The organism is Pseudomonas sp. B2021, from assembly GCF_018135665.1.
GTDB lineage: Bacteria > Pseudomonadota > Gammaproteobacteria > Pseudomonadales > Pseudomonadaceae > Aquipseudomonas > Aquipseudomonas lactis.
Genome location: NZ_SMOF01000001.1, coordinates 659,107 through 681,998 on the forward strand (window position 1 = coordinate 659,107; position 22,892 = coordinate 681,998).

Annotated in this window: 21 protein-coding genes; 4 read left to right on the plus strand and 17 right to left on the minus strand. The window is 62.4% G+C overall.

Going from position 1 to position 22,892, the window contains the following annotated elements; all coding sequences use genetic code 11:
• Window positions 1-28: 28 nt before the first annotated feature.
• The 12 genes from E1K68_RS02965 to E1K68_RS03020 are packed head-to-tail and all read right to left on the minus strand — an operon-like array spanning window position 29 to window position 10,852.
• Window positions 29-2,359 carry an MMPL family transporter gene (locus E1K68_RS02965; protein WP_212613759.1) on the minus strand — a complete coding sequence of 777 codons (2,331 nt, stop codon included), beginning with the start codon at window positions 2,357-2,359 and terminating at the stop codon, window positions 29-31.
• Complete coding sequence (locus E1K68_RS02970; protein WP_094774357.1) at window positions 2,331-3,026, minus strand: outer membrane lipoprotein carrier protein LolA; 696 nt, start codon at window positions 3,024-3,026, stop codon at window positions 2,331-2,333. Before E1K68_RS02970 ends, E1K68_RS02965 begins: the two co-directional genes overlap by 29 nt.
• Window positions 3,020-3,448 carry an acyl-CoA thioesterase gene (locus E1K68_RS02975; protein WP_057709589.1) on the minus strand — a complete coding sequence of 143 codons (429 nt, stop codon included), beginning with the start codon at window positions 3,446-3,448 and terminating at the stop codon, window positions 3,020-3,022. Before E1K68_RS02975 ends, E1K68_RS02970 begins: the two co-directional genes overlap by 7 nt.
• Complete coding sequence (locus E1K68_RS02980) at window positions 3,441-4,982, minus strand: aromatic amino acid ammonia-lyase (RefSeq protein ID WP_212613760.1); 1,542 nt, start codon at window positions 4,980-4,982, stop codon at window positions 3,441-3,443. Before E1K68_RS02980 ends, E1K68_RS02975 begins: the two co-directional genes overlap by 8 nt.
• The gene (locus E1K68_RS02985; RefSeq protein ID WP_003187943.1) at window positions 4,966-5,901 is read right to left on the minus strand and encodes a glycosyl transferase; all 936 of its coding nucleotides are present in this window, start codon (window positions 5,899-5,901) and stop codon (window positions 4,966-4,968) included. The genes E1K68_RS02980 and E1K68_RS02985 overlap by 17 nt, the downstream gene beginning before the upstream one ends.
• A complete protein-coding gene (locus E1K68_RS02990) occupies window positions 5,898-6,632 on the minus strand; it encodes a glycosyltransferase family 2 protein (protein ID WP_212613761.1) in 735 nt (244 codons plus the stop codon). The genes E1K68_RS02985 and E1K68_RS02990 overlap by 4 nt, the downstream gene beginning before the upstream one ends.
• Window positions 6,625-8,295 (minus strand): AMP-binding protein, encoded by a 1,671-nt coding sequence (locus tag E1K68_RS02995; RefSeq protein WP_212613762.1) that lies wholly within the window; start codon window positions 8,293-8,295, stop codon window positions 6,625-6,627. The genes E1K68_RS02990 and E1K68_RS02995 overlap by 8 nt, the downstream gene beginning before the upstream one ends.
• On the minus strand, window positions 8,292-8,837 hold the full coding sequence (locus E1K68_RS03000) for a membrane protein (RefSeq protein WP_034134724.1): 546 nt from the start codon (window positions 8,835-8,837) through the stop codon (window positions 8,292-8,294). Before E1K68_RS03000 ends, E1K68_RS02995 begins: the two co-directional genes overlap by 4 nt.
• Entirely contained in the window at window positions 8,834-9,088 is a 255-nt protein-coding gene (locus tag E1K68_RS03005) for an acyl carrier protein (RefSeq protein ID WP_003187949.1), read from the minus strand. Before E1K68_RS03005 ends, E1K68_RS03000 begins: the two co-directional genes overlap by 4 nt.
• A 9-nt stretch (window positions 9,089-9,097) precedes the next feature.
• Window positions 9,098-9,367 carry a phosphopantetheine-binding protein gene (locus E1K68_RS03010; RefSeq protein ID WP_003187951.1) on the minus strand — a complete coding sequence of 90 codons (270 nt, stop codon included), beginning with the start codon at window positions 9,365-9,367 and terminating at the stop codon, window positions 9,098-9,100.
• Complete coding sequence (locus E1K68_RS03015; protein ID WP_003187953.1) at window positions 9,345-10,157, minus strand: lysophospholipid acyltransferase family protein; 813 nt, start codon at window positions 10,155-10,157, stop codon at window positions 9,345-9,347. The genes E1K68_RS03010 and E1K68_RS03015 overlap by 23 nt, the downstream gene beginning before the upstream one ends.
• Window positions 10,133-10,852, minus strand: a complete 720-nt coding sequence (locus E1K68_RS03020; protein WP_003187954.1) for a beta-ketoacyl synthase chain length factor — start codon at window positions 10,850-10,852, stop codon at window positions 10,133-10,135. The genes E1K68_RS03015 and E1K68_RS03020 overlap by 25 nt, the downstream gene beginning before the upstream one ends.
• Before the next feature lie 315 nt (window positions 10,853-11,167).
• Here E1K68_RS03020 and E1K68_RS03025 point away from each other — a divergent pair, with 315 nt between their 5' ends.
• Both E1K68_RS03025 and E1K68_RS03030 read left to right on the plus strand, forming a co-directional pair.
• Window positions 11,168-11,938, plus strand: coding sequence for a ParA family protein (locus tag E1K68_RS03025; RefSeq protein WP_020301660.1), 771 nt, complete (start codon window positions 11,168-11,170; stop codon window positions 11,936-11,938).
• A gap of 474 nt (window positions 11,939-12,412) precedes the next feature.
• Window positions 12,413-12,628: a DUF6124 family protein gene (locus tag E1K68_RS03030; protein ID WP_212613763.1), complete on the plus strand. Its 216-nt coding sequence runs from the start codon at window positions 12,413-12,415 to the stop codon at window positions 12,626-12,628.
• Between the two features lie 132 nt (window positions 12,629-12,760).
• Here the strand turns inward: E1K68_RS03030 and trxC are convergent, their stop codons facing one another.
• On the minus strand, window positions 12,761-13,195 hold the full coding sequence (trxC, locus tag E1K68_RS03035) for a thioredoxin TrxC (RefSeq protein ID WP_169913018.1): 435 nt from the start codon (window positions 13,193-13,195) through the stop codon (window positions 12,761-12,763).
• A 216-nt stretch (window positions 13,196-13,411) separates the two neighbouring features.
• On the opposite strand from trxC, the gene E1K68_RS03040 reads away from it, so the two are divergent.
• A complete protein-coding gene (locus E1K68_RS03040; protein WP_003187960.1) occupies window positions 13,412-13,708 on the plus strand; it encodes a type II toxin-antitoxin system HigB family toxin in 297 nt (98 codons plus the stop codon).
• Complete coding sequence (locus tag E1K68_RS03045) at window positions 13,705-14,106, plus strand: transcriptional regulator (RefSeq protein WP_003187963.1); 402 nt, start codon at window positions 13,705-13,707, stop codon at window positions 14,104-14,106. Before E1K68_RS03040 ends, E1K68_RS03045 begins: the two co-directional genes overlap by 4 nt.
• Window positions 14,107-14,110: 4 nt before the next feature.
• Here the strand turns inward: E1K68_RS03045 and E1K68_RS03050 are convergent, their stop codons facing one another.
• The 4 genes from E1K68_RS03050 to E1K68_RS03065 form a co-directional block, all read right to left on the minus strand.
• Entirely contained in the window at window positions 14,111-15,574 is a 1,464-nt protein-coding gene (locus E1K68_RS03050) for a protein adenylyltransferase SelO (RefSeq protein ID WP_003187965.1), read from the minus strand.
• A 48-nt stretch (window positions 15,575-15,622) separates the two neighbouring features.
• The gene (gene mscK, locus E1K68_RS03055) at window positions 15,623-19,006 is read right to left on the minus strand and encodes a mechanosensitive channel MscK (protein ID WP_003187966.1); all 3,384 of its coding nucleotides are present in this window, start codon (window positions 19,004-19,006) and stop codon (window positions 15,623-15,625) included.
• A gap of 49 nt (window positions 19,007-19,055) precedes the next feature.
• Window positions 19,056-20,798 carry a potassium/proton antiporter gene (locus tag E1K68_RS03060; protein WP_212613764.1) on the minus strand — a complete coding sequence of 581 codons (1,743 nt, stop codon included), beginning with the start codon at window positions 20,796-20,798 and terminating at the stop codon, window positions 19,056-19,058.
• Window positions 20,799-21,038: 240 nt separating this feature from the next.
• Window positions 21,039-22,664: a methyl-accepting chemotaxis protein gene (locus E1K68_RS03065; protein ID WP_003187969.1), complete on the minus strand. Its 1,626-nt coding sequence runs from the start codon at window positions 22,662-22,664 to the stop codon at window positions 21,039-21,041.
• Between the last annotated feature and the right edge of the window lie 228 nt (window positions 22,665-22,892).

Below are 22,892 nucleotides of genomic sequence, written 5' to 3' on the forward strand. Positions count from 1 at the left end.
CTCCTTGCCGCATGGGCGCTAATCACATTCATAAGGCGTGTTTCTGCCTGCCGGCCCAGGGCGCCAGCATAAAGCTGAACGCCAGGCCCAGGCTGACCGACAAGCCGAAATTGCTCACGGCCGGTGTACTGGAGACCGCCAGCAGGCCGAACGACAACCAGGTCGTCAGCGCCGCCAGCAGTGTTCCCAACAGGCTGACGGCGGGACCGCCGATCTGCTCGCGCATCAAAATCGCATAGTCAACGCTGATGGCCGTGACCAGCAACAGGCCAAACAGACTGAACAGGGTCAGTGGCTGGCCCAGCCAACCGAGGCTGGCCAGGCTGCACAACGCGGCCAGCAGCGGCAGGGCGACGATACGCAAGGCGCCGCCAACGCCGAAGGGCGCAATCAGCAATAGCACGATCAGCACGCAAGACAGCAACTTCAATTCGGCAGCGCTGATCTGCGTGTCGGCAAACACCCGGTTCAAGTCACCCAGGCGATCCACCAGCTGCACGCCGGGCAAGTCCAGCGCCTGCACCCGTAGCAACGCCGGGTTGTTCAAGCCTTGCAGGCTGACCATGGCCGCCACGCCGCCGTTCACCGGGCCGAGCCACAGCGTCCGCCAGGGCTCGGCCAGCGGGCCTCGCAGTGCGGCGTCGATGTCTGCGGTGGGCAGCGCCTGCAACTGCGCCACTTCGGCTTGCAGGGCAGTGAGGGGCACGCCGAGGTCCAGTAGCGGTTGCCAGTATGGCGCCAGGTTGCTCAGCGCCTCGCGCAGCTGTTGTTGCTCATCGGGGAGGTTGACCAGTTGATTGAGCGCCAAATAGCCCTGGAGCTTGTCCATCTGCACCAACTGATCCAAGCGTTTGCCCAGGGCGGCCTGGCGTTCCAGCAACTGCTGCTGATTGTCCGCCCGCACCAGGAAAAACTGGCTGGTGGGCTGGAACCCGGTGATGCGCGCCACGGCCTGGGCTTCCTGTAGCAACTGCGGCGGCGCACCGATCCATTGGCGGATATCGTTTTTAGTGTTCAGTTGCCACAGGCCTGCAGTGCAGAACAGCAGCACCCACACCAGCAGTACCGAACCGGGCACGTGTTTGAGCAGGGCCGTGCGTAGCTGCCATAGGCTTTGGGCGACACGCAGCGGCCATTGCGCCGGGCGCAGTTCCACGCCCTTGAGCAGCGCGGGCAACAGGCACACGGCGCACAAATAGGCACCGACCAAACCGGCAGCGGAGAACACCGCAATCTGTGTCAGCGCCGGGAACGGCGTCCAGGCCAGCGCCAGGTAGCCGATAGCACTGGTGGCCAGGCTCAGGCTCAGCCCCGGCAGGGTCAGGCGCAACGCCGGCCAACTGCGCCACGGCTGCAGGCTCCAGCTTTTGGACAGGTAATGCAGCGGGTAATCCACCGCTACGCCGATCAGGCTGGAACCCAGCACCAGGGTCATCACATGCATATGCCCAAACAGCGCCACGCACGCCACCGCGCCAAACAGCATGCCCACCAGCACCGGCACGAACGCCAGCAACACCCGCCAGCGCCGGAACGCCAGCAACAGCAATAACAGGATGCCCAAGGTGGCGCCGCCGCCGACCCAGGTCATTTCCCGAGTGGCCTGTTGTTGCCCGTTGGCCGCATAGAGCAAACCGCTGGCAGCGAGCAGTTGCGCGCCGTGTGCGCCGGCTTGCTCGCGGCTGGCCTTCAGCAAGTCCGCCACTTGCAGTGGCAGTTTCATATCGAAGGCGTTGCCGGTAGTGCGCGCCCGCAGCAGCACCCAACTCTTGCCGTCGGCATCGGCGATCAAGGCGCCGCTGCCGATGTCCATTTGCACCGCGCCGTGTTGCGGTTGGCTGTTCTGGATGCGCCCTGTCAGGCCGAGCCAATCGTCCTGGCTGGGCACCAGGCTGAAACCTGTGAAGGGGTCGAACAGCGATTGCACGCGTTGCTGGATGAACGCCTCAGGCTGTTGGGTCAGTTGTTCGCGGTCCTTGGACGAGAGCATCGACAAACGCCCACGCAGCAGTTGCTCGCGCAATGCTGGCAAGTCGGCTTGCAGGTTCCACTGCACCTTTTCAAACAGGCCGCTGGCCTGCCAGCGTTCACCCAGTTGCTGCGCCACGGCCACCGCTTGCTGACGGTCGGCATGCCCCACCAGTACCAGCATTTCGCGGTTGAGCGGCTCTTGCATGCGTTGTTCGGCTTGCAGCTCCAGGGCGTCTGGCGTGCTGCCGGGCACCAGCTCCATCAGGTTGGCCGACAACGGCGCGCCATCACGCCACTGCCAGCCGGCCAGGGCCAGCACGGCCACCAGCAGGGTCAGGAACAGGCGCGGCAGCAGGCGTTCACTGGGCAAAGTCGTGTTGCTCCGCATCGCTCAACGGCTGGTCGGCGGTACTGTCCTGCATGCGCAGCAGCGTGCTGTCGCCTTGGGTTTCCAGCAGTTCAATGCTGTGCACCAGCGCGCCGCCGTCGATAGTGATCTGGGTGAACACTTGCTTGAGCAGCAGCGAGCGTGGGGTCAGCGTGAGCTTCCACTGTTGGGCCTCACCTTGCAGTTGCAGGTCGAAGTCGCGTTGCAGGCCACTGCTGTCACCCTGCAGTACCGCCAGGAACAAACGATTCTGTTCGGCGCCGGCACTCTTGTTTGGCAGCAGTTGCCAGCCATTGGCGTCGCGGCGGGCAATGCCTTGAGCTGTAATGCGGTAGTCCTGTTGCAGCGGGGTTTTCAACAGCCACAGCAGGCCGTGATCCTTGGCGAGCACGAAGGTGCCTTTGCTCACTAGCGGCTGGGGCAGGGCGCGCAGGTGTTTTTCCTGGGTGAAGTGGCCGTGGATCACGGAGGGTTTGGCAAGCTGATCGCTCAACTGCTGCAGGTCGAAGGCATTCGCCAAGTTGGGAATGCATAACAACAGGATGAGCAGGAACCCTGTGGGAGCGGGCTTACCCGCGAAGGACGTTAACGATAACGCGGGTTGCCTGACACTCAGCAGGGCTCTCAGGATCTTCGCGGGCAAGCCCGCTCCCACAGGGGTCAGCATTTCAGGGCCTTTTCTACGGCGTCGGTAAATATCTTGGGCGAGGCCAGTTGCATTTCGCGGCTGGCGATGTCCACCGCTACTTGCACGGTGCTGGCGCGGGTCAAGCGCTCGCCGCTGGCCCGGTCGGTAATCAGGTAGTTCACCTTCAAGCGGTTCTCCCATTCCACCAGGCTGGCGCGCACGTTGATCGTTTGACCGAAGGTCGCGCCGCGCACATAGCGTAGCTGCATGTCGATCACCGGCCACGCGTAGCCGGCTTCGAGCATCGCCGTGTAGTTATGGCCGATCTTGTCCAGCAACGCACAGCGCGCCACTTCCAGGTACTTCACGTAATGCCCGTGCCACACCACGTTCATGGTGTCGATGTCGAAAAACGGCACGAGGATTTCAGTGTCGCTGTGCAACACGCCCGGGCTACGCATGCAGCCTCCAGTGTTGCGCGGCGATGCGTTGCAGGCACAGGCGCAGTTCGCCTTCCAGGGCGCGGTCTTCGATGACCGGCGCAAAGTCTTGGGCCAGCTCTGCATGCATCGCGGCCAGCGCCGGCGGCAGTGGCCGGGCATCCCCGGCCTGGGCGCGCAGCCACACGCCCTGGTTGGCGGCGAGCAGGGTCGCGGCGGCCACCTGTTCGGTCAACTCCAGCACGCGGATCGCATCGCGGGCAGCGATGGTGCCCATGCTCACCTTGTCCTGGTTGTGGCACTCGGTAGAGCGTGAGAACACGCTGGCCGGCATGGTGTTTTTCAGCGCTTCGGCGGTCCAGGCGCTGGTGCCGATCTGCACGGCCTTGAAGCCATGGTTGATCATCGCGCGATCAGCCGGGGCGCCCGACAGGTTGCTCGGCAGGCCATGGTTGTAGCGCACATCCACCAACAGTGCGAGCTGGCGGTCGAGCAGGTCGGCAACGTTGGCGACCAGGGTCTTGAGGCTGTCCATGGCGAAGGCGATATGCCCGCCGTAGAAGTGCCCGCCATGCAGCACGCGTTCTTCTTCGGCGTCGATGATCGGGTTGTCGTTGGCGCTGTTCAGTTCGATCTCGATGAACGAGCGCAGCCAGTTCAGGCTGTCCGCCAATACGCCGAGCACGTGGGGCGCGCAGCGCAACGAATAACGGTCTTGCAGGCGATGCAGGGGGGCGGTGGGCGCGTCGATGGCCAGATCCTTGCGCAGCCACGCGGCGACTTGCATCTGCCCAGGGTGTGGTTTGGCGGCGAACAGGCGCTCGTCGAAGTGTTCGGGGTTGCCTTGCAGGGCCACCACATTGAGCGCGGTGATGCGCGTGGCCAGTTGCAACAGGTAGTCGGCGCGGGCAAAGGCCAGGCAGGCCAGGCCAGTCATCACGGCGGTGCCGTTCATCAGTGCCAGGGCTTCCTTGGGCCGCAATACCAGCGGCTCCCAGCCCAGTTCGCGGTGTACGTCGGCCGCCGGGCGGCGTTCGCCGCGGAACAGCACTTCACGTTCGCCGGACAAGGTCGCGGCCACGTAGGACAGCGGCGTCAGATCACCGCTGGCGCCCACCGAGCCTTCTTCCGGGATCAGTGGCAATACATCGTTTTCGAGGAAGGCATGCAGGCGTTCCAGCAGCTCCACGCGAACACCCGACATGCCATGGCACAGCGACTGCAAACGCGCCGCCAACACGGCGCGGGTGGCTTGGGCGTCGAGCAACTTGCCCAGGCCGCAACCGTGAAAGGTGTACAGGTGACGCGGCAACGCTTCGACGTGCTCCAGCGGCACTGCCACCACACAGGAGTCGCCGTAGCCGGTGGTCACGCCGTAGATCACGCCTTCCTTGTCCAGCAGCGAGTCGAGGAACTGCGCACCCTTGGCGATGCGTTGGCGGTACGCGGCATCGTCCTGCAGGCGAGTGGGCACCTGGCGGTTGGCCAGGGCCAGCACGTCTTCGATGCGCAGGGGGCGTTCACCAAAGGTGATGGGCTCAAGAGGCGTGGTCATCGGTCTTCCAGAAAGGGTAAAAGTTGAACCATTGTTGGGGCGCTTGCAGGCAGAACTGGCCCAGGCGTGCGGCGTAGCGGGCGGTCCACAGGGCGATAACCTGCTCGCGGGTGCTGCGCTTCCATTCGATCAAATCGGCAAAGGGCTCGATGGTCAGGCGATAGCGACCCTGGTGCTTGAGGCACATCAGCAGATTGACCGGGCACTTGAGTAAGCCCGCCAGCAGCCATGGGCCTTGGGGGAATGCCGCCGTATGGCCGAGGAAGTCCACGCGCACCGTGCGCCCGCCGTGCAGCGGGATACGGTCGCCGGCAATCGCCAGCCACTCGCCATCGTCCAGGCGCTGGCTGAGCAGCAGCATGGTGGCCGGGTCCAGTTCGCTGACCTGGATCAGGCGTAAATGGGTCGCGCCAGCCTCGCCCAGCAGGCGGTTGAAACGCTCGGCGTGCTTGGTGTGCACCAGTACATTCATGGTGACCTGCTCACCGATCTCCGCCAGGGCGCGGCACACTTCCAGGTTGCCCAGGTGTGCGCCCACCAGCATTTGCCCGCGCTCGCCACGCAGTTGGCTGCGCAACTGCGCCGGGTCATTGATCTCGATTTGCTCCAGGCGCAGCTTGCCGTTCCACACGTCGAGCTTGTCCAGCAGCGAATCGGCAAAAGCCATGAACTGGGCAAAGACGGTGCGGTGGCTCGGCAGCAGGTCGTCGCGCCCGCTCCACTGCGCCAGGCGCTGCTGGTATTGCCAGGCGCTGTGGCGTGCGGTGCGGCCGAACAGGAAGAAGTAAAACACGATGCTGTAGAGCAACGGGCTCAACAGGCGACGGCCGAGGACTTTTACCGCGACCGCGGTGAACTTCATCAGCCAGAAGCTGCCGCGTTCTTCGCGGTCGGCCCAGTGCTTGGTGCTGTCGTTCATGCTTGCCACCGTCGCCACAGGATCATCGGCGCGCGCACGAGCATGCCGAAGAACAACCGCGTGTGCATGGCGCTGATGCGTAGGTTGTCGCGCAACAAGCGAAAGTGCGACAGGCCGTCGGCGGGGTAGTACACCTGGGTGGGCAGCCAGCGCATGGGCTGGTTGCGCCAGGCCAGGCGCACCAGGATGTCCGAGTCGAAATCCATGTGCGTGCCGATGTAGGCCGAGTCCATCAGCGCTAGGGTCGGCGCCAGCGGGTACACGCGAAAGCCGCACATCGAGTCGCGAATCTCAAGCGACAGGGTGTTGATCCACACCCAAACGTGGGTCAGGTAACGTGCGTACAGGCGACCCTTGGGCACGCTGTCGTCGTATTCGGGGTAGCCGCAGATGACGGCGTCGGGGTGCTGGCGTGAGGTGTGGATAAAGGTCTCGACTTCGCGCAGGTCGTGCTGGCCATCGGCGTCCACTTGCAGGGCGTGGGTGTAGCCCAGGCGCGCTGCCTCGCGGAAACCGGCCATCACGGCGCCGCCCTTGCCCTGGTTGCTGGGCAGGGTCAGCAGGGTGACGTTGTCCAGCCTCGCCAACTGCGCCAGCACGGCTGCGCACGCGGCGCTGCTGCCATCGTCGACCAAGAGGCAGGGCAGGCCGCTTTTCAGCACACTGTGGACCACGGCTGGCACGGCGGCTTCGTGGTTGTACACCGGGATTAAAGCGCAGGGGTTATGCATGCGCGGCCTCCAGCACTATCCGCCCGCTTGAGCAGGCAGCAACCCCATTGCGATAGGCGAAGTACAGCTTGCTACGCTCCCGATCAAAGCGCAGGTGCAGTTCGATGTGATCGCCCGGGCGCACCAGTTGCTGGAACTTGAGCACTTCCATGCCGGCGAACCGGGTGGGCAGGTCGAGCAATTGCTGGCCCAGGTTGAACGCCCATTCCACCTGCACCACCCCCGGCAAAACCGGGGTGACCGGGAAGTGCCCGCTGAAATACGCCAGGTCCGGTGGGATGCTCAGTTGCAAGGTCCATTCACCTTCGGTTTCGACTTGCGCCAACACCTCAGGCCCCTTGGGGCGAGGCGCCAGTAACAAAGCTTCGATATCGGCCTGGGGCAGCTTGCCCTGGCTGTTCAGCGGCAATTGGCGCAGCACACGCCAGCGGCGCGGCAAGGCCAGGGCTTCGCAATGTTGGCTCAGGTGCTGGCGCAGGGTTTGGGTGAGGGTGCGGCGCCCCTGGTTGCGCAGCGCATGCAGCCCCGCCTCGCTGAGCACCACCACGGCGCCCAGGGACGCGCGGTTTTCCTGCACCACGCCCAGGCGGGTGTCGGCGACCCATTCATGGGCGATCAGCGCCTGTTCCAGCATCGGCAGGGAGATGCGTTTTTCTTCCAGCTTGACGATACGGTCCAGGCGGCCCAGCAGTTCAAACCGGCCATCGGCATGGATGCGTGCGGCGTCGGCGGTTTGTTCGATATGCCCTTCAGGCAGGTACTTTGAGGCGATGCGTAAAGCGCCCTCGGCATCCTGGCTCAGTCGCACATCTGCAAACGGCTGCCAGGGCTGCGCGCCCTGGCGCCAGGCGATGCCGCCGGTTTCCGAGCTGCCGAGGATTTCTGTCGGCCATTGCTGCAAGCGGTCGTAGAGGCTGCCGGCCGCATCAATCGGCAGCGCGCCACCGGAGGAAAACACCCGTGCAACCTGGCTCAGTGCCGGCCAGTCAAGGTTGTCGCCCATGCGCTTAAGCAGCGCCGGGCTGGCAACCCAGGCAAATTGCGGGTGCTCACGGCTGGCGCGCTGCATGTCTTCGGGGAACGCCAGTTGCTTGCGCACGAAAGTGCGACCGGCGCACAGCGGCCACAACACGCGAAACAGCAAACCGTAGATGTGTTGGGTGGCGACGCTGCCGATGATGCACGCGCCTTTGAGGTCTGCGCCCCACAGCGCTTCCAAGGCCTCTACTTCATTGGCCAGCTGGCGCAGGGACTTGTCGATGCGCTTGGGCTCGCCGCTGGAGCCGGAGGTGCACAGGCTCAGTTGGCAGTTGTCCAGGTCGAGGGCGGCGGCGCTCAAGGGCGCTTGATACAGCGCGTCCAGGTCGCTGGCGTCCACCAGCCAGGCATCCACGGCAGCGGCCCAGCGTTGGCGGGTCTGGGGTTGCAGGTCGGCGGGCAGCAGCACGCTCGCACCGGCCCGCCAGGCGGCCAGCAGCGCAATCGCCAGCAGCCCGGCGTCTTCCAGGTGCACGGCCAGGCGCCGGATGCCCTGGGCCTGCAAGCCTGCGGCGAGGCTCAAGGAGCGCTCGCACAGTTGCGCGTGATTCATGGCGGGCTCGGTAGTCACCCCACGATCCCGCAGTGGCTCAAGCAGCAAATGCTCAAGTTTCAACCCTTTCATACGCGGCCTCGAACCCTTTGTCGTACCAGCCATTCCACGGCAAACAACAGCCCCATCAACCCGTAGGCGATCAGGCCGTTGTACAACGTCCACCAGCTCAGCGGCGCCCACAGGGTGAGCGCGGCGGCGAGCAGGCCATTACAGAGAAAAAACACACTCCACACCAGGGTGACCCGGCGGGTATACACCACCGCGTGGGGCGGCAGGTGCGGGTCGGTCATGCGCGCCAGGCGCTCGACCATCGGCGGGCCGTACTTCAGGCTAAGGCCGAACAGCGCCAGCATAAACGCGCTGACAAGGCTCGGGTACCAGCGCAGCCACTGCGGGTTATCGAACCAGGCCAGCGCCAGGCAAAACACGATCACCACCACCGCCATCCACCGGCTGCCCGGGCGCTGCGCAGCGGTGAGCGCGCGCAGCAGCCACAGGCTGCCCAGCAATAAGCCGAACTGCCAGGGTGCAAAGTGCTCGGTGCCGTAATACACCGCGAAGGGGTACAGCAGCCCCGCCAATAACAGGCCAAGGCCGATCAGCCGGCTCATGCGGCGGGCTGGACCAGACGGTACACCGCCTCTACCACGTCGTTCACCGTGCGTACCGCCTTGAATTCTTCGGCGGCAATTTTCTTGCCGGTCTGACGCTTGATGTGGTCGATCAGGTCCACGGCGTCGATGCTGTCGATTTCCAGGTCCTGGTACAGGTTGGCGTCCAAGGTGACGCGTTCCGGGGGCAGTTCAAACAGTTCCACCAAGGCGTCGCGCAGGGTGTTGAAAATATCGTCACGAGTTTGCATGGTACGGTCTCAAGCTGCCTGTCGGGCCGTGACGAACGCCGCAAGGCTGGCCACGTTGGTGAAGTGATTGCGGGTGTCCTTGGCGTCGGCATCAATTTTGATGCCGTAGGTTTTCTGGATCGCCAGGCCCAATTCCAGGGCATCGACCGAGTCCAGGCCCAGGCCTTCGCCAAACAGGGTCTGGTCGCTGCCAATATCCTCGGGGCTGATGTCTTCCAGGCCCAGGGCCTCGATGATCAGCAGCTTTATGTCGTGCTCAAGGCGGTGTTGGTCGCTCATCTTCGGCGAGCTCCTTAATGAAATAGTGATGCAGGTGATCGTTGAGCTTGCGTGAAGCCTGGGGCGCGGGCCCGACTGCGGCAAACGCTTGTGGCTCTATATCGGCGCCCACGCGCAAACTGAAGTGAAATCGACGGTGGGGGATGCGATACCAGGGTTCGGCCTTGGTCAGGGTGGTGGGGCTGACCTTGATCACCACTGGCGTGATGATTGTCGCACCGCGCAGCGCAATGGCCGCGCCGCCGCGATGAAAGGCCGGCGCCGCGCCGGGCGTGGTGCGGGTGCCTTCGGGAAAGATGATCAGCGTCTGGCCGGCGCGCAGGGCGTCGGCTGCGGCATCGAGCATGTCGGCGCTGCCGTCGTTGCTGATGTAGCCGGCATCGCGCACCGGGCTGCGGGTGAACGGGTTTTGGAACAGACTCTGCTTGACCACGCAGTTGGTCTGGCGCATCAGGCCGATCAGGAACACCACGTCGATCAGCGACGGGTGGTTGGCGACGATCATCTGGCCAGGGCGGCCAAGCTTTTCGGCACCCTCGACGCTGTACGTGAGAATGCCCAGGCCCTTCATCAAGCGAATAAAAAACCAGAACAGGCAACTGATGGTGTGGCGTGCACGCCGTTGGTGCTGGCTGGCGTCGCCCGGCAGGCAACTGAGCAGTGGAAACACCAGCAAACGCAGGCACAGCCCGCCGATGCCAAACAGGCAAAAGCTGAGGGCCGTGGCAAACAGGCGCCAGTAATAGGCCTGCCGTGGCTTGTGGGTCAGGGCTTGCGTTGCCAGTTCCATACTCGGTTCTTCCAGGCATGTTGGCAGGCGCCCTGATCGGTCAGCAGGGTGCGCAGCAGGTTCAGGGCGTGGGGCCACTGGGTTTGAGTGAGTTGGACAGTGCCGGTGGTGAGTTCCAGTTGCCACTCGTCGCCCGGCGTGAGCAACAGGCCGAGGGCGTAGGGGAAGGGTACATCCGTGATCCAGCTGGCATAGGCTTGGGGCGGTTGTTCTTCGGTGATCACCAGCAACACGGCGGGTGCGCCTTCGTTGAGCAACGCGGCGGCTTCGAGCAGGCCGTGTTCGAGGCCATCGCCGGCGGCGGCGAGGGCGGTCATCTCGCTGGTTTCATTACGCAGGATCGACCACAGGCCGATCACCGCGTTATGCACCGACAGGCTGAACTGAGTGGGCGACAGCGGCTGCTCGTTGGCCAGGTCGCTGAGGATGTCCAGGGTGCGCGGGGTTTCGCCGTGGCGGGAAATGAACACCAGCGGCAGGTCTTCAAGGCCCTCGGCCAGCGGCCAGCCGACGCTGAACGCCATGCGCGCCAGCCGGCTCAAGCGGCGGCGCTGCATAGCTGGCAAAAATGACACATCGGGGGACGCTTCGCTGGCAGGCAGCAACACCGGGTCCCGGCACCAGGCGTGCCAGTCGTCCGCACTCTCAAGGCCAGGAGCCCAGGCGCGCCATTGGGCGATGTTGAAGTTGATCACTGAGAAGTTATCCCGCCCCTGCGGGCTTCCATGTGCGGCCAATGGCCCCGGATTCCGGGACAGGGAGCAATGGCCGAATGGCGCGCATTATCCCGGTGCCGTGGAGTTCTAGCAAATAGTGGTGAAAATTTGTTCACTATTGATCACAAATTAAGTTGGAAGAACTTACAGATTCTTGGTCATGGCTGATCGAGTGTGGAATAGGCGCACTCCTATTTGTTTGTTAGCCAGATGCGGCGCCCTGATGAACGAGGTAGCTAATGGGCGCTTTTGCGCTCTACACTCGGGCATTCATTGATACACGGAGGTTTTTCCATGCGGCGCGTGGTGTTCAATCAAAAAGGCGGCGTGGGCAAGTCCAGCATCGCCTGCAACCTGGCGGCGGTCAGCGCCAGCGAAGGTTATCGAACCCTGTTGGTGGACCTCGATGCACAGGCCAACTCAACCCAGTACCTCACCGGGCTGACGGGCGACGACATCCCCATGGGGATCGCGGATTTTTTCAAGCAGACGTTGTCTTCCGGGCCGTTTTCGAAGAAAAACAAGGTGGATATCTACGAAACGCCGTTCGACAACCTGCACGTGATCACCGCCACCGCCGAGCTGGCAGACCTGCAGCCCAAGCTCGAAGCCAAGCACAAGATCAACAAGCTGCGAAAGCTGCTGGATGAGTTGAGCGAGGATTACGACCGGATTTACCTGGATACGCCGCCAGCGCTGAATTTTTATGCGGTTTCGGCGCTGATTGCCGCTGATCGCGTGCTTATTCCATTCGATTGCGACAGCTTTTCGCGCCAGGCTTTGTATGGCCTGCTAGCAGAGATCGAAGAACTGAAGGACGACCATAACGAAGGCCTGGAAGTGGAAGGCATTGTGGTCAACCAATTTCAGGCTCGTGCGAGTTTGCCGCAGCAGATTCTCGATGAGTTGATTGCCGAAGGGCTGCCGGTACTGCCGGTGTACCTTGCAAGCTCTGTGCGTATGCGTGAGTCGCACCAGGAGAGCAAGCCGCTGATTCATCTGGACCCTCGGCATAAGCTGACGCAGCAGTTTGTGGAGCTGCATAACTTGCTGGAAAATGCCTGACCCCACAGGCAACATCGAACACTGTGGGAGCCGGGCTTGCCCGCGATGAGGGCGGCACATTGAGTCAATGTGTCGCCTGGAACACCGTTATCGCAGGCAAGCCAGCTCCCACAGTTTGGATTGCATTTCGGCAGGTGAGTTGGATTTGTCCCACAGGGTCTGTAGGAAGGGTCTGGCAATTGGGCTTGTGCCTTGTAACCTTGCCTACAGCTACGCCAGAATCCGCCGGCTTGTGCGTCTGGATGGGCGTCTCTAAGGTTTGCCGGTCGCTGAATGTTCAGTGATCGGGTTTAGTAGCCCGTGGTGAGACGTACGGCAAATCGTCGATCAGGATCTTCCTGGATTCGATGGTGGCTGTACGGAGGGCGCTTTCGAGCGCGCCGGTTGCGTCTCCCCGGTCTACTAACCTGCGTACAGCTGCCACCCTCCGTTTAGTAGCGGGCTGGTTGCGGCTCCCCAACCCGGAGACGATCCATGGCTAACCTCTATACCGTTTCACCCAACCTCCCCACCGAAACCCTCGTGCTCAACAGCTACGAAACCTTCTCTTCGGTGCGCACCTTGCTACTCAACCTGTCCAACGACCTCACCGGCGAACACCGCGACGTAGCGCTGGCCATCCACCAGTTAAGCGAACTGGGCGTCATGCTGGTCAGCCAGATGATGGACCACGAAGCCCCGCTGACCTAACGCATGAAATGCATCTAATGTGGGAGCTGGCTTGCCTGCGATGGCATCACCTCGGTGTACCAGGCAGACCGAGTCGCCTGCATCGCAGGCAAGCCGGCTCCCACATTGACCGAGTTGTTTGAGGGGGGCTGTTTACACCCCCTGGCTACGCAACCAGCTCATCAACTGCGGCAACGGGAATGCCCCACTCTGGCGCGCCACTTCGCGGCCGTTCTTGAACAGAATCAAACTGGGAATCGAGCGAATCCCCAACTGCGCCGACAGGTGCTGGTTAGCTTCACTGTCCAGCTTCGCCAGCCGGCACTTGCCTTCCAACTGCCCGGCGGCCTGTTCGAATACCGGCGCAAACGACTTGCACGGCCCGCACCAGTCGGCCCACACATCGACCAAAAGCGGCAGGTCGCCCTTGATCTGGCTGGCATAGTCACCCTGTTTCAAATCAAAGGGTTTGCTCAGCAACACCGACTGCTTGCAACGCCCACACTTGGGCGCGTCACCCAGGCGTTCGCCGGGGATGCGGTTGAGGCCGTTGCAATGTGGGCAGGGGATTACAAGAGGTGCGGACATCGGAGACTCCTGGGTTTGGCCAGTTGGGTATTTGGTGTCGAGACAGAGGTTTATCAAGGATATAGATACTTATCCGCTCACATTTTCGTTCTCGCCAGCGTGAGCGGTGTGGCTAGGCTTTTTGTTGTGCGCCACCGGTCTGTTTGCGGCTATAGCAAATTGCGATAGCTCGAATTCAGGTTTAACCTCCATAGCAAGATGCGATAAGGACGTTGCATGCGAGTCATCAGTGAAAGCAGGATCTGGGAAGCAAAAGGAAAATGGCCGCGCTCTGCAACGGCTCTGGATCAGTGGTATCGCGTGATCAAGCGCAACGCCCCCAAGGACTTTGCCGCAATGAAAGCCATGTTTCCCGCCACCGACAAGGTAGGTGAATTTCATGTATTTGATATTGGCGGTAACAAGCTGAGGTTGATTGCGTCGGTGCAGTATCGAATGCAGCGCGTTTACATCAAACACCTGCTTGACCACCGTGATTATGAGAAAAACAAATGGAAGGAAAAAATCAGATGAGCGCACTTATGCGAGTGGCGGCAGAGCACTGGCAGTTCGTTTCGCCTGTGCTGCGCAAGCCGGAAAACGACGCAGACTACGACGCACTGGTGTGCGGCTTGGACGAGCTATTGAGTCTGGTGGGTGAAGACGAGGACAGCCCACTGATGAGCCTGGTCGACATTCTGAGCGACTGGATCGAAGCTTATGATCGTGAGCATCGCCCAATGCCAGTCGCCAGCGGGGTCGATGTGCTGCGCTACATGATGCGTGAGCACAACCTCACCCAGAGCGACCTCCCGGGCGTTGGGGCGCAATCAGTCGTCTCAGAGATATTGAGCGGAAAGCGCCAGCTCAACGTGCGCCAGATTCGTTGGCTGGCCGAGCGTTTCGGGGTGTCGGTGGAGACCTTTATCTAAGGGGTCACGACGAACAACTAATCTCCAAATGCTTGCCCCAATCCGGCGGCCGCTGCGCGTACTGCTCCATCCCCGCCTGTTCCTCAAACGGTTTGGACAGCACCTCATGCAGCCGCCGAATTTCGCTGTAGTCCCCAGCCTCGGCGGCAGCAATGGCGTTTTGGGCCAGATAGTTGCGCAGGATGTACAGCGGGTTCACCGCATGCATCCGCTCACGGCGCTGTTCCTGGGTGTAATCCCCATCCCGTGCAACACGGGCCTTGTACCGCTCGGCCCAGGCATCAAACCCGGCCATGTCGACAAAGTCATCACGCAACCGCGCCACGGCTAACGTCGCCGATTCGTCGCCCAGGCGGCGGAAGAACAGCGTGTAGTCCACACCGCTGTTTTGCATCAGCTTGAGCAAACCCTCCACCAGCGTCTGGTCGTCTTCTTCGGCGGTGGTTAGCCCCAGCCGGCGGCGCATCAGGTCCAGGTAGTGCGCTTGATACAGCGGCAGGTACAGGCCGAGGGCTTCTTTCAGTGCGTCAACGCTGATGAACGGCGTGAGCGCCTGGGCCAAGGCGCTGAGGTTCCACTGCCCGATCGGCACCTGGTTGCTGAAGGAGTAGCGCCCTTCATGGTCGGAATGGTTGCAGATGAAGTGCGCGTCAAAATCATCCAGAAACGCGAAGGGCCCGAAGTCGAAGGTAATGCCCAGGATCGACATGTTGTCGGTGTTCATCACGCCGTGGCAAAAACCATAAGCCTGCCATTTGGCGATCATTTCGGCGTTGCGCTCGACGATTTCACGGAACATCGCCAGGTAAGGTTCGGGCTGCTCGCGGCACTCGGGGTAATGCAGGTTCAGCACGTGTTCGGCCAGTTCGGCCTGCTGCTCGGGTTTCTTGGTGTAGTAGAAGTATTCGAAGTGCCCGAAGCGGATGTGGCTGTGGGCCAGGCGCAAAACCATTGCGCCGCGTTCCTGTTTCTCGCGCCATACCGGCGTGCTGGAGCCGATCACGCACAGGGCGCGGCTGGTGGGGATGCCCAGCGCATGCAGGGCTTCGGAGGCGAGGAATTCACGAATCGAAGAGCGCAACACCGCCCGCCCGTCGCCCATGCGCGAGTAAGGCGTCATCCCGGCGCCCTTGAGGTGTAAATCCCAATGCTCGCCGGCCTCGTTATAGACCTCGCCCAGCAGCAACCCGCGGCCATCGCCCAGTTGCGGCGTGTAGCCGCCGAACTGATGCCCGGAATACACCATCGCACGCGGCTCTGCCTCGGCCCACAGCTTGTGGCCGCCGAACAGCTCGGCAAACACCGGCGTTTGGGCCACGGCCGGGTCGAGGTCAAGCAGGGCCATGGCCGCCTTGCTCGCGACGACCAGGCGCGGCTCGTCGAGGGGCTCGGGCAATACGTGGGTCGAGAATGCGTCGCCCAGGCGTGCGAAGCGGTTGTCGAAGGTCAGTTCGTCGAGGGCTTTCACCGGCCATCTCCAGCAGAATGTCCGAGCATTCTGCTGGGGATAGGGCATTTAGTCGAGTTTGCTGGGTGGCGGCTCCGGCGCATCCGCCACTTTGCCTGCCGGAGGCTCCGGGGCGTCGGGCTTGTCGAGCGGCTCGGCAATGGTCTTGCGCTCGTCTTCGGCCGGCACCAATTTGTATTCCTGGCCGTGAAGATTCTTCAGGTAGATTTCCATCTGCCGGAACGAGATGTTGATGTGCTGTTTCTTGAACTCACGATTGATGTAGCGGTTGACCTCGTCCAACACCGGGTTGCGGTCGCCCAGGTCGCGAACATGCATGCGCAGTTCGTGGTCGAGGGTGCTTTCGCCGAAGTTGAGGAAGTACACGTGGGGTTCCGGCTCTTTGAGTACCCGTGGGTTTTCTCGCGCCGCCTTGAGTAGCAATTCCTTCACCAGGTCCAGGTCGGAGCCGTAGTCCACGCCCAGTTTCAGGGTGACGCGGGTGATGGTGTCGGTCAGCGACCAGTTGATCAGTTGCCCGGTGATGAAGGTTTTGTTGGGGACGATGATGTCCTTGTTGTCGAAGTCGGTGATGGTGGTGGCGCGAATGCGGATCTTGCTCACCGTACCCGACAGGTTGCCGATGGTGATGGTGTCGCCAATGCGCACCGGGCGTTCGAACAAAATCATGATGCCGGAGATGAAGTTGGCGAAGATCTCCTGCATGCCGAAACCCAGGCCCACCGACAGCGCGGCAACCAGCCATTGCAGCTTGTCCCAGCTCACGCCGAGGGTGGAGAGCGTGGTGACAAAGCCCACACCGGCAATGATGTAGGACAGCAAGGTGGTGGTGGCGTAGGCGCTGCCTTGGGCCAGGTCGAGCTTGGACAGCACCAGGACTTCGAGCAGGCCGGGCAAGTTGCGCGCCAGGGCGAAGGTGATACCGATGATGATCGACGCGCCCAGCAGGTCGCCGATGCTGATGGGCACCATGCTGATATTCGTACCCGTGCCGCTGGTGTATTCGTACAGGGTGACGTTGTCCAGGTAGGAAAATACCGAGATCAGGTCCGACCACACCCAGTACAGCGCCGCGATAAAGCCGCCGAGCAGGGCCAGGCGGATCAGGCGCATGGACTGTTCGTTGACCTGCTCGATGTCCAGGGTCGGCTCTTCGATCACCGCTTCGCCGTCACCGGCCTCCTTGGCAGCCTGGCGTTTGGCCAGGGCGCGGGCGTAGGCCAGGCGCCGTGCGGCAACACCCAGGCCGCGTACAAAGGTGGCTTCGATCACCAGCCAGAACATCAGTAGGTACAGGGTGTTGATCAGCCGGTCGCTGAGTTTCAGCGCGGTGTAGTAATAGCCAAAGCACACGGCAATAAACAGCGCGATGGGCAAGGCGGTGAACACCACCCCGATAGCTTTGCGAAACAGCGAGGCCTTTTCGTGGGTTGGGCTGTTGAGCAGCAGGCGGCCCAGCAACCAGGCCATCAGCCCGTAGCAGGTCAGTACCACGGCGATGCCCAGCACGTCGTCGGCCAGCGCCGCCGGTTGATGTTCGGCAATTGCGACCACGGCCACCAGCGCCAGTACCACCAGCCCGAGCTTGCGGATCCAGCCTTGCAGGAATTCGACCTGGGGCCTTTCCCAGCGAAAGTGCAGCTCCGCCACGCCGCCCGGCGCGAGGATGCGGTAGGCGGTGTAGAACACCAGCCAGGCCTGGGCGATCTGCAGCAAGGCCGCGCCCAGGTTGGCGTTTTGCCCGCGGGCGTCGATCTGCAACGCATAGCCGCACAGCGCCAGGCCCAGGGCCACGGGCATCGCCAGCAGGATGTTGATCAGGATGGCCTGCGGCGTATGCCACTGGCTGTCGCGCTTGAAGTGGCCGATGTCCTGGTGAACCTTTTTCAGGCGCACATACAGCGCATTGCGTCGCCACAGCAGCGCGCCGATCAGCAACAGCAACGGCAGGAACAGCAGCGGGCGTTGGGTCAGGCCGTCATACAGCTCGCTGACGCTGGACGCCCAGGGCAGGGTAGTGACCTGTTTGCTCAAGTGCGCCGGTACGGTTTCCAGCCATTCGGTGTCCAGCGGCTTGTTGCTGGGGATCCAGAACATTTGCTCGTCGAGCGTGGCGCGCAGGGTGCTGGCGGTGCTGAGCAGTTGTTTCTGGTTCAGTTGCAGGGTGATGGATTCGTTGAGCAGTGCGCTCAGTTCGCGGCTCAGGCGTTCCAGCAGGTCGCTGCGGGTGATCGCCACTTCCAGCAGGGTGCGGCGCAGTTGCGGGGTGACTTCATCTGGCGGCTGGTTGGCCAGCAGGTTGTCCACATAGGCGCTGGGAGAGGTGATCAGCTCACGCTGTTGGTTGACCTCGAACTGGTACAGGCGAATGTTGGCGATGTCGTCGGCCAGGTCTTTGTCCACGGTCAGACGCGGCAGGGCCTGCTTTTGTTTATAGAGAATCTTGGACAGCAGCAGGCTGCCCTTGAGCACGTTGATTTGCTCGTCCAGGGCCGAATCGCTTTGGGTCACGGTGTCCAGTTGCTGCTTGGTCTGCAGGTTTTTCTGGGTCAGGTCGTTGAGGCGGTCGGTGCTTTTGAGCAGGTAGTCGGACAGCTTGAGATTGTCTGCGCTTTCCTTGGCCAGGATGCTACTGCCGCCGGCTTTCTGCGCTTCGATGGACTGTTGGGTCACCGTCTGCTGGGACTGGGCCAGGCGTTTCTGGTTGATCAGGGTTTGCAGGTCCTGGATTTCTTGCTCCAGGCGTGCGGTTTTTTCCTGGATCAGGTCGTGCTGGCTGTTGCCCAAGTCTTGCAGTTGGCTGTTGCCGGCCAATTCCTGGCGGCGCAGGGGAATCAAGGCATTCAGGGCCGCCAGTTCGGCGTTGAGCTGGTTGCGCTGGTCGCTGCTGAGGGGCTTGCCGTTGTCTTTGCCAAGCTTGAGCGTCGCGTTGATTTGCTGGATGCGCGTCTGGCTGCTGCTGATTTCGGTCTGAGCGCGCTCGGGGCGGGTCTGGGCGGCGATGGTCAGGCTGTTGGCGTCGGCCAGTTCTTTTTGCAGGTCGCCTTGCTGGGTGCTGCGTTGCACCAATAACTGCTCAAGCTGCGGCACCGGCAGGCTGGCGTAGCGTTGGGCCACCGGAATGATTTTGGTGGCCTTGAGGCGCGCCAGCTCACGCTGGTTCTCATTGGTCTGGCGCGGGGCCTCTTCCAGCTGGCGCTTGAGGTCGGCCAGGCGCTGCTCGTAGTCCTGCTGATTGCCCAGGTAGGTCAGGGTCTGTTGCAGGGTCGCCTGCAGCGCCTTCATGTCGGCGTCAGGCAGCTTGCGGTCGGGCAGTTTATCCAGGCTTTGCTGGACGGCTTCGGCGCTGGGCGGGTCGGCGGCGTATACGCTGCCAACACAAAGGGTCAGGCCCAGCAGGGCAGTGGCGAGAAAAGTACGCAGGGTTGGCATAGAGACCGGTCTTGCAAAGTGAAGAATCGGGGCGTCGTTGTCCCGCAGTTTAGAGGAAGAGTCCGGGGCCCGGGCGACTTCCTTCGGGGAATCTGACGCCGACTTTGCCAATCTTGTTCCCGTCCATGACCGCGACGGTCCAGATGGTGTTGTTCCACTCCACCTGGTCGCCGACTACCGGTGCACCGCCCACCTTCTGGGTGATGAAACGGCTCAGCGGCATGTCCGGGTCGATACCCTCAAGCTTGAGCCCGTACAAGGCGGAAACCGCGCCCAGCTGGGCGTCGCCTTCGAGGACGAAGTCGCCGAAGAAGCGCAAATCGAGGCCCCGTTGCGGTGCCTGGCTGAACAGTTTGCCCAGAGCCGGCAGGTTGTGTTCGTGGCCGATCACACAGAGCAAATCGTCGACTTCCAGCACCGTACTACCCGACGGATGGAGCAGTTGCTGGCCACGAAACAGCGCGGCGATGCGCGTGCCTTCGGGCATTTTCAGCTCGCGCAGGGCCGCGCCGATGCACCATTTTTCTGCGCCCAGGCGGTAGACGAAGAGCTCCCACTCGCTGGTAACGTGCACTTCCAGCGCTGCCCGGGAAATCGGCGCCGGGTCCGGCGGTACGGTGACTTTAAGCAACTTGGCCACCCACGGCAGGCTGGTGCCCTGCACCAACAGCGAGACCAGCACGATAAAGAACGCCAGGTTGAAGTACAGCTGTGCATGGGGCAGACCGGCCATCAGCGGGAACACCGCGAGGATGATCGGTACCGCGCCGCGCAGGCCGACCCAGGCGATAAAGGCCTTTTCGCGCCCGTGGAACGCTTTGAATGGCAGCAAGCCAACCATCACCGACAGCGGCCGGGCAAACAGGATCATCCACAGCGCCAGGCCCAGGGCGGGCAGGGCGATGGGCAGCAAATCGTGAGGCGTGACCAGCAGGCCCAGCACCAAGAACATCCCGATCTGCGCCAGCCAAGCCATGCCGTCGAGCATATGCAAAATGCCATGGCGGCTGCGCACCGGGCGGTTGCCGATCACCAGCCCGCACAGGTACACGGCGAGGAAGCCGCTGCCGTGCAGGGCGTTGGTCAGGGCAAACACGAACAGGCCGCCGGCGATCACCAGGATCGGGTACAGGCCGTTGGCCAGGTTGATGCGGTTGACCAGTTGCAACATCAGCCAGCCGCCACCCAGGCCTACCAGGCCACCGATGCCGAATTCGCGGATCAGGTGCGTGAGCAGGCTCCAGTGCAGGCCGGTCTGGCCGCTGGCGAGCATGTCGATCAGGGTGACGGTGAGGAACACCGCCATCGGATCGTTACTGCCCGATTCGATTTCCAGGCTGGCGCTGACCCGCTCGTTGAGGCCCTTGCCGCCCAGCAGTGAGAACACCGCCGCGGCGTCCGTGGAGCCGACGATGGCGCCGATCAGCAAGCCTTGAATGATATTGAGGTTAAACAGCCAGGCCGCGGCCATGCCCGTGAGGCCGGTGGTAATCAACACCCCCACCGTGGCCAGGGACAACGCCGGCCACAGCGCCACGCGGAAACTCGCCACCCGGGTGCGCAAACCGCCGTCGAGCAGGATCACGGCGAGGGCGAGGTTGCCCACCAGGTAGGCGGTGGGGTAGTTATCGAAAATGATGCCACCGCCATCGACCCCGGCGGTCATGCCCACGGCCAGGATAATCACCAGGATGGGGATGCCCAGGCGTGAAGAAAGCGAACTCACCAGAATGCTCGCAGTCACCAGCAACGCGCCGATCAAGAACAGGCTGTTGATGGTCGTCGCATTCAAAGGCAGTACTCCAGGGCAGGGGGGGCAGGACGCAAACTGACCATGCAGTCTACGTGCCAGGGATTCTAACCTGTTGAATTGCTGCGCTGTCAAAAAGCTTTTGTGGCTGCGCATCGATCAAATGTGGGAGCTGGCTTGCCTGCGATTGCGGTGTGCCAGGCGCCAGGGGCGTTAGCTGATAGATTGCTATCGCAGGCAAGCCAGCTCCCACAGGGTATGCGGTGTGAGCAAAGGCTTATTTCAGAGGCGGAACCTTCCGACCATCCCATTCAGATCCACTGCCAACCGCGACAACTCACCGCTCGCCGCGCTGGTCTGGCTGGCACCGGTGGCCGATTGCACCGACAAGTCACGGATATTCACCAGGTTGCGGTCCACTTCCCGCGCCACCTGGGCCTGTTCTTCCGCCGCGCTGGCGATCACCAGGTTGCGCTCGTTGATCTCCACAATCGCCGTGTTGATGGTGTCCAGCGACAGGCCCGCGCCGCGGGCGATATTCAGTGTCGATTCGGCGCGCTCGGTGCTGTTGCGCATCGAGTCCACCGCGTGTTCGGTGCCTGTCTGGATGCTGCCGATCATGCGCTCGATTTCGCTGGTGGACTGCTGGGTGCGATGGGCCAACGCGCGCACTTCATCGGCCACCACGGCGAAACCACGTCCGGCTTCCCCGGCTCGGGCTGCTTCGATCGCCGCGTTCAGGGCCAGCAGGTTGGTCTGGTCGGCCAGGCCACGGATCACGTCCAGCACTTTACCGATATCCCGCGACTCATTGGCCAGGTCGCCAATCAGGGACGCGGTGGCCTGCACGTCGGTACTCATGCGTTCGATGGCGCTGACGGTTTCCTGCACCAGGTCACGGCCGTCGCCGGCAGAGGTGGTGGCGTTGCGCGAGGCTTCGGAGGTGCTCACTGCGTTGCGTGCGACTTCTTCCACCGCACTGGTCATCTCGTTGACGGCAGTGGCGGCCTGTTCGATTTCATTGTTTTGCTGGGTCAGGCCACGGGCGCTTTCGTCGGTGACCGCATTGAGCTCTTCAGCGGCAGACGCCAACTGGGTGGCGGAGCCGGCGATACGTTGCAGGGTGTCGCGCAGTTTGTGCTGCATCTTGGCCATGGCCGCCAGCAGGCGCCCGGCCTCATCGTTGCCGTCCACGGTGATCGGGCGCGTCAGGTTGCCTTCGGCCACTTCTTCCGCGGCTTCGAGCGCCTGGGCGATAGGCAGGGTGATACTGCGCGTCAGCAACCAGGCGAACAGCAAGGTCAGCGCCGTGGCAACCACCAGCAGGCCCACGACTAGGTCAAAGGCCATGTCGTATTGGTCTTTGGCGCGCTGGTTGGTGGCGTTGGCGTCGTTGTTATTGATGTCCAGCAAGCGGGTCAACACGGCGTTGACCTGCTCGGAGTTGTCCAGCAACTCGGTGTTGAGCAGGCTGCGCAGCTCGTTGACCTGATTGGCGCGAGACAGGCTCTTCATGCGCTCTTCAATCTGACGGTACTGGCCCAACAGGCGCACGTACTCGTTGTAGGCGTTGCGCTCTTCGGTGCTGGAGATCAGTTTTTCATAGATGCCCTGGGCTGTACGAATCTGCTGATTGCGCAGTTCAAAGGCTTCCAGGGTCTTTTGCTGTACGTCCGGCTCGCGGTTGGTCAGCAAGCGGTACGACAGCACGCGCAGGCGCAGGGTCAGTTGGGTGAATTCATCCAGGGCGCGAATGCTGGGCACGCTGGCCGAGGTGATGTCTTCGGTGGCCGCACGAATTTTGCTCATCTGGTTCAGCGCGAACACACCGAGCAACAACATCAAGGCGCCAATAAACGCGAAGCCGAGGAAGGCCCTCGGGGCGATATTCATATTACGAAGAGACATGCTGGAGTCCTGGGGGAGGCGCTATCCATGCGGCCATGAGACGAGGTGTGCCCGCCTTATCGGCCCTGCGACTAAAGTCTTAAGGGGGCGCGCGCTTTTGTCGCATCGGACCAGGGGTTGGGTGAGTTCAGGAACCAGATCGGGTAAATGCAGTCACTAAGGCTCGAAAGTGCGGCCCGGCCTTGCAACATCGGGCTGCGCGGCCAGGGATAACCCTGGCATCCGAGG

What these genes read in the sequence shown, in the direction of transcription:
- E1K68_RS02965 (WP_212613759.1), bottom strand. Translation starts at nt 2,359, where the DNA reads ATGCGGAGCAACACGACTTTGCCCAGTGAACGCCTGCTGCCGCGCCTG.
- E1K68_RS02970 (WP_094774357.1), bottom strand. Translation starts at nt 3,026, where the DNA reads ATGCTGACCCCTGTGGGAGCGGGCTTGCCCGCGAAGATCCTGAGAGCC.
- E1K68_RS02975 (WP_057709589.1), bottom strand. Translation starts at nt 3,448, where the DNA reads ATGCGTAGCCCGGGCGTGTTGCACAGCGACACTGAAATCCTCGTGCCG.
- E1K68_RS02980 (WP_212613760.1), bottom strand. Translation starts at nt 4,982, where the DNA reads ATGACCACGCCTCTTGAGCCCATCACCTTTGGTGAACGCCCCCTGCGC.
- E1K68_RS02985 (WP_003187943.1), bottom strand. Translation starts at nt 5,901, where the DNA reads ATGAACGACAGCACCAAGCACTGGGCCGACCGCGAAGAACGCGGCAGC.
- E1K68_RS02990 (WP_212613761.1), bottom strand. Translation starts at nt 6,632, where the DNA reads ATGCATAACCCCTGCGCTTTAATCCCGGTGTACAACCACGAAGCCGCC.
- E1K68_RS02995 (WP_212613762.1), bottom strand. Translation starts at nt 8,295, where the DNA reads ATGAAAGGGTTGAAACTTGAGCATTTGCTGCTTGAGCCACTGCGGGAT.
- E1K68_RS03000 (WP_034134724.1), bottom strand. Translation starts at nt 8,837, where the DNA reads ATGAGCCGGCTGATCGGCCTTGGCCTGTTATTGGCGGGGCTGCTGTAC.
- E1K68_RS03005 (WP_003187949.1), bottom strand. Translation starts at nt 9,088, where the DNA reads ATGCAAACTCGTGACGATATTTTCAACACCCTGCGCGACGCCTTGGTG.
- E1K68_RS03010 (WP_003187951.1), bottom strand. Translation starts at nt 9,367, where the DNA reads ATGAGCGACCAACACCGCCTTGAGCACGACATAAAGCTGCTGATCATC.
- E1K68_RS03015 (WP_003187953.1), bottom strand. Translation starts at nt 10,157, where the DNA reads ATGGAACTGGCAACGCAAGCCCTGACCCACAAGCCACGGCAGGCCTAT.
- E1K68_RS03025 (WP_020301660.1), top strand. Translation starts at nt 11,168, where the DNA reads ATGCGGCGCGTGGTGTTCAATCAAAAAGGCGGCGTGGGCAAGTCCAGC.
- E1K68_RS03030 (WP_212613763.1), top strand. Translation starts at nt 12,413, where the DNA reads ATGGCTAACCTCTATACCGTTTCACCCAACCTCCCCACCGAAACCCTC.
- trxC (WP_169913018.1), bottom strand. Translation starts at nt 13,195, where the DNA reads ATGTCCGCACCTCTTGTAATCCCCTGCCCACATTGCAACGGCCTCAAC.
- E1K68_RS03040 (WP_003187960.1), top strand. Translation starts at nt 13,412, where the DNA reads ATGCGAGTCATCAGTGAAAGCAGGATCTGGGAAGCAAAAGGAAAATGG.
- E1K68_RS03045 (WP_003187963.1), top strand. Translation starts at nt 13,705, where the DNA reads ATGAGCGCACTTATGCGAGTGGCGGCAGAGCACTGGCAGTTCGTTTCG.
- mscK (WP_003187966.1), bottom strand. Translation starts at nt 19,006, where the DNA reads ATGCCAACCCTGCGTACTTTTCTCGCCACTGCCCTGCTGGGCCTGACC.
- E1K68_RS03065 (WP_003187969.1), bottom strand. Translation starts at nt 22,664, where the DNA reads ATGTCTCTTCGTAATATGAATATCGCCCCGAGGGCCTTCCTCGGCTTC.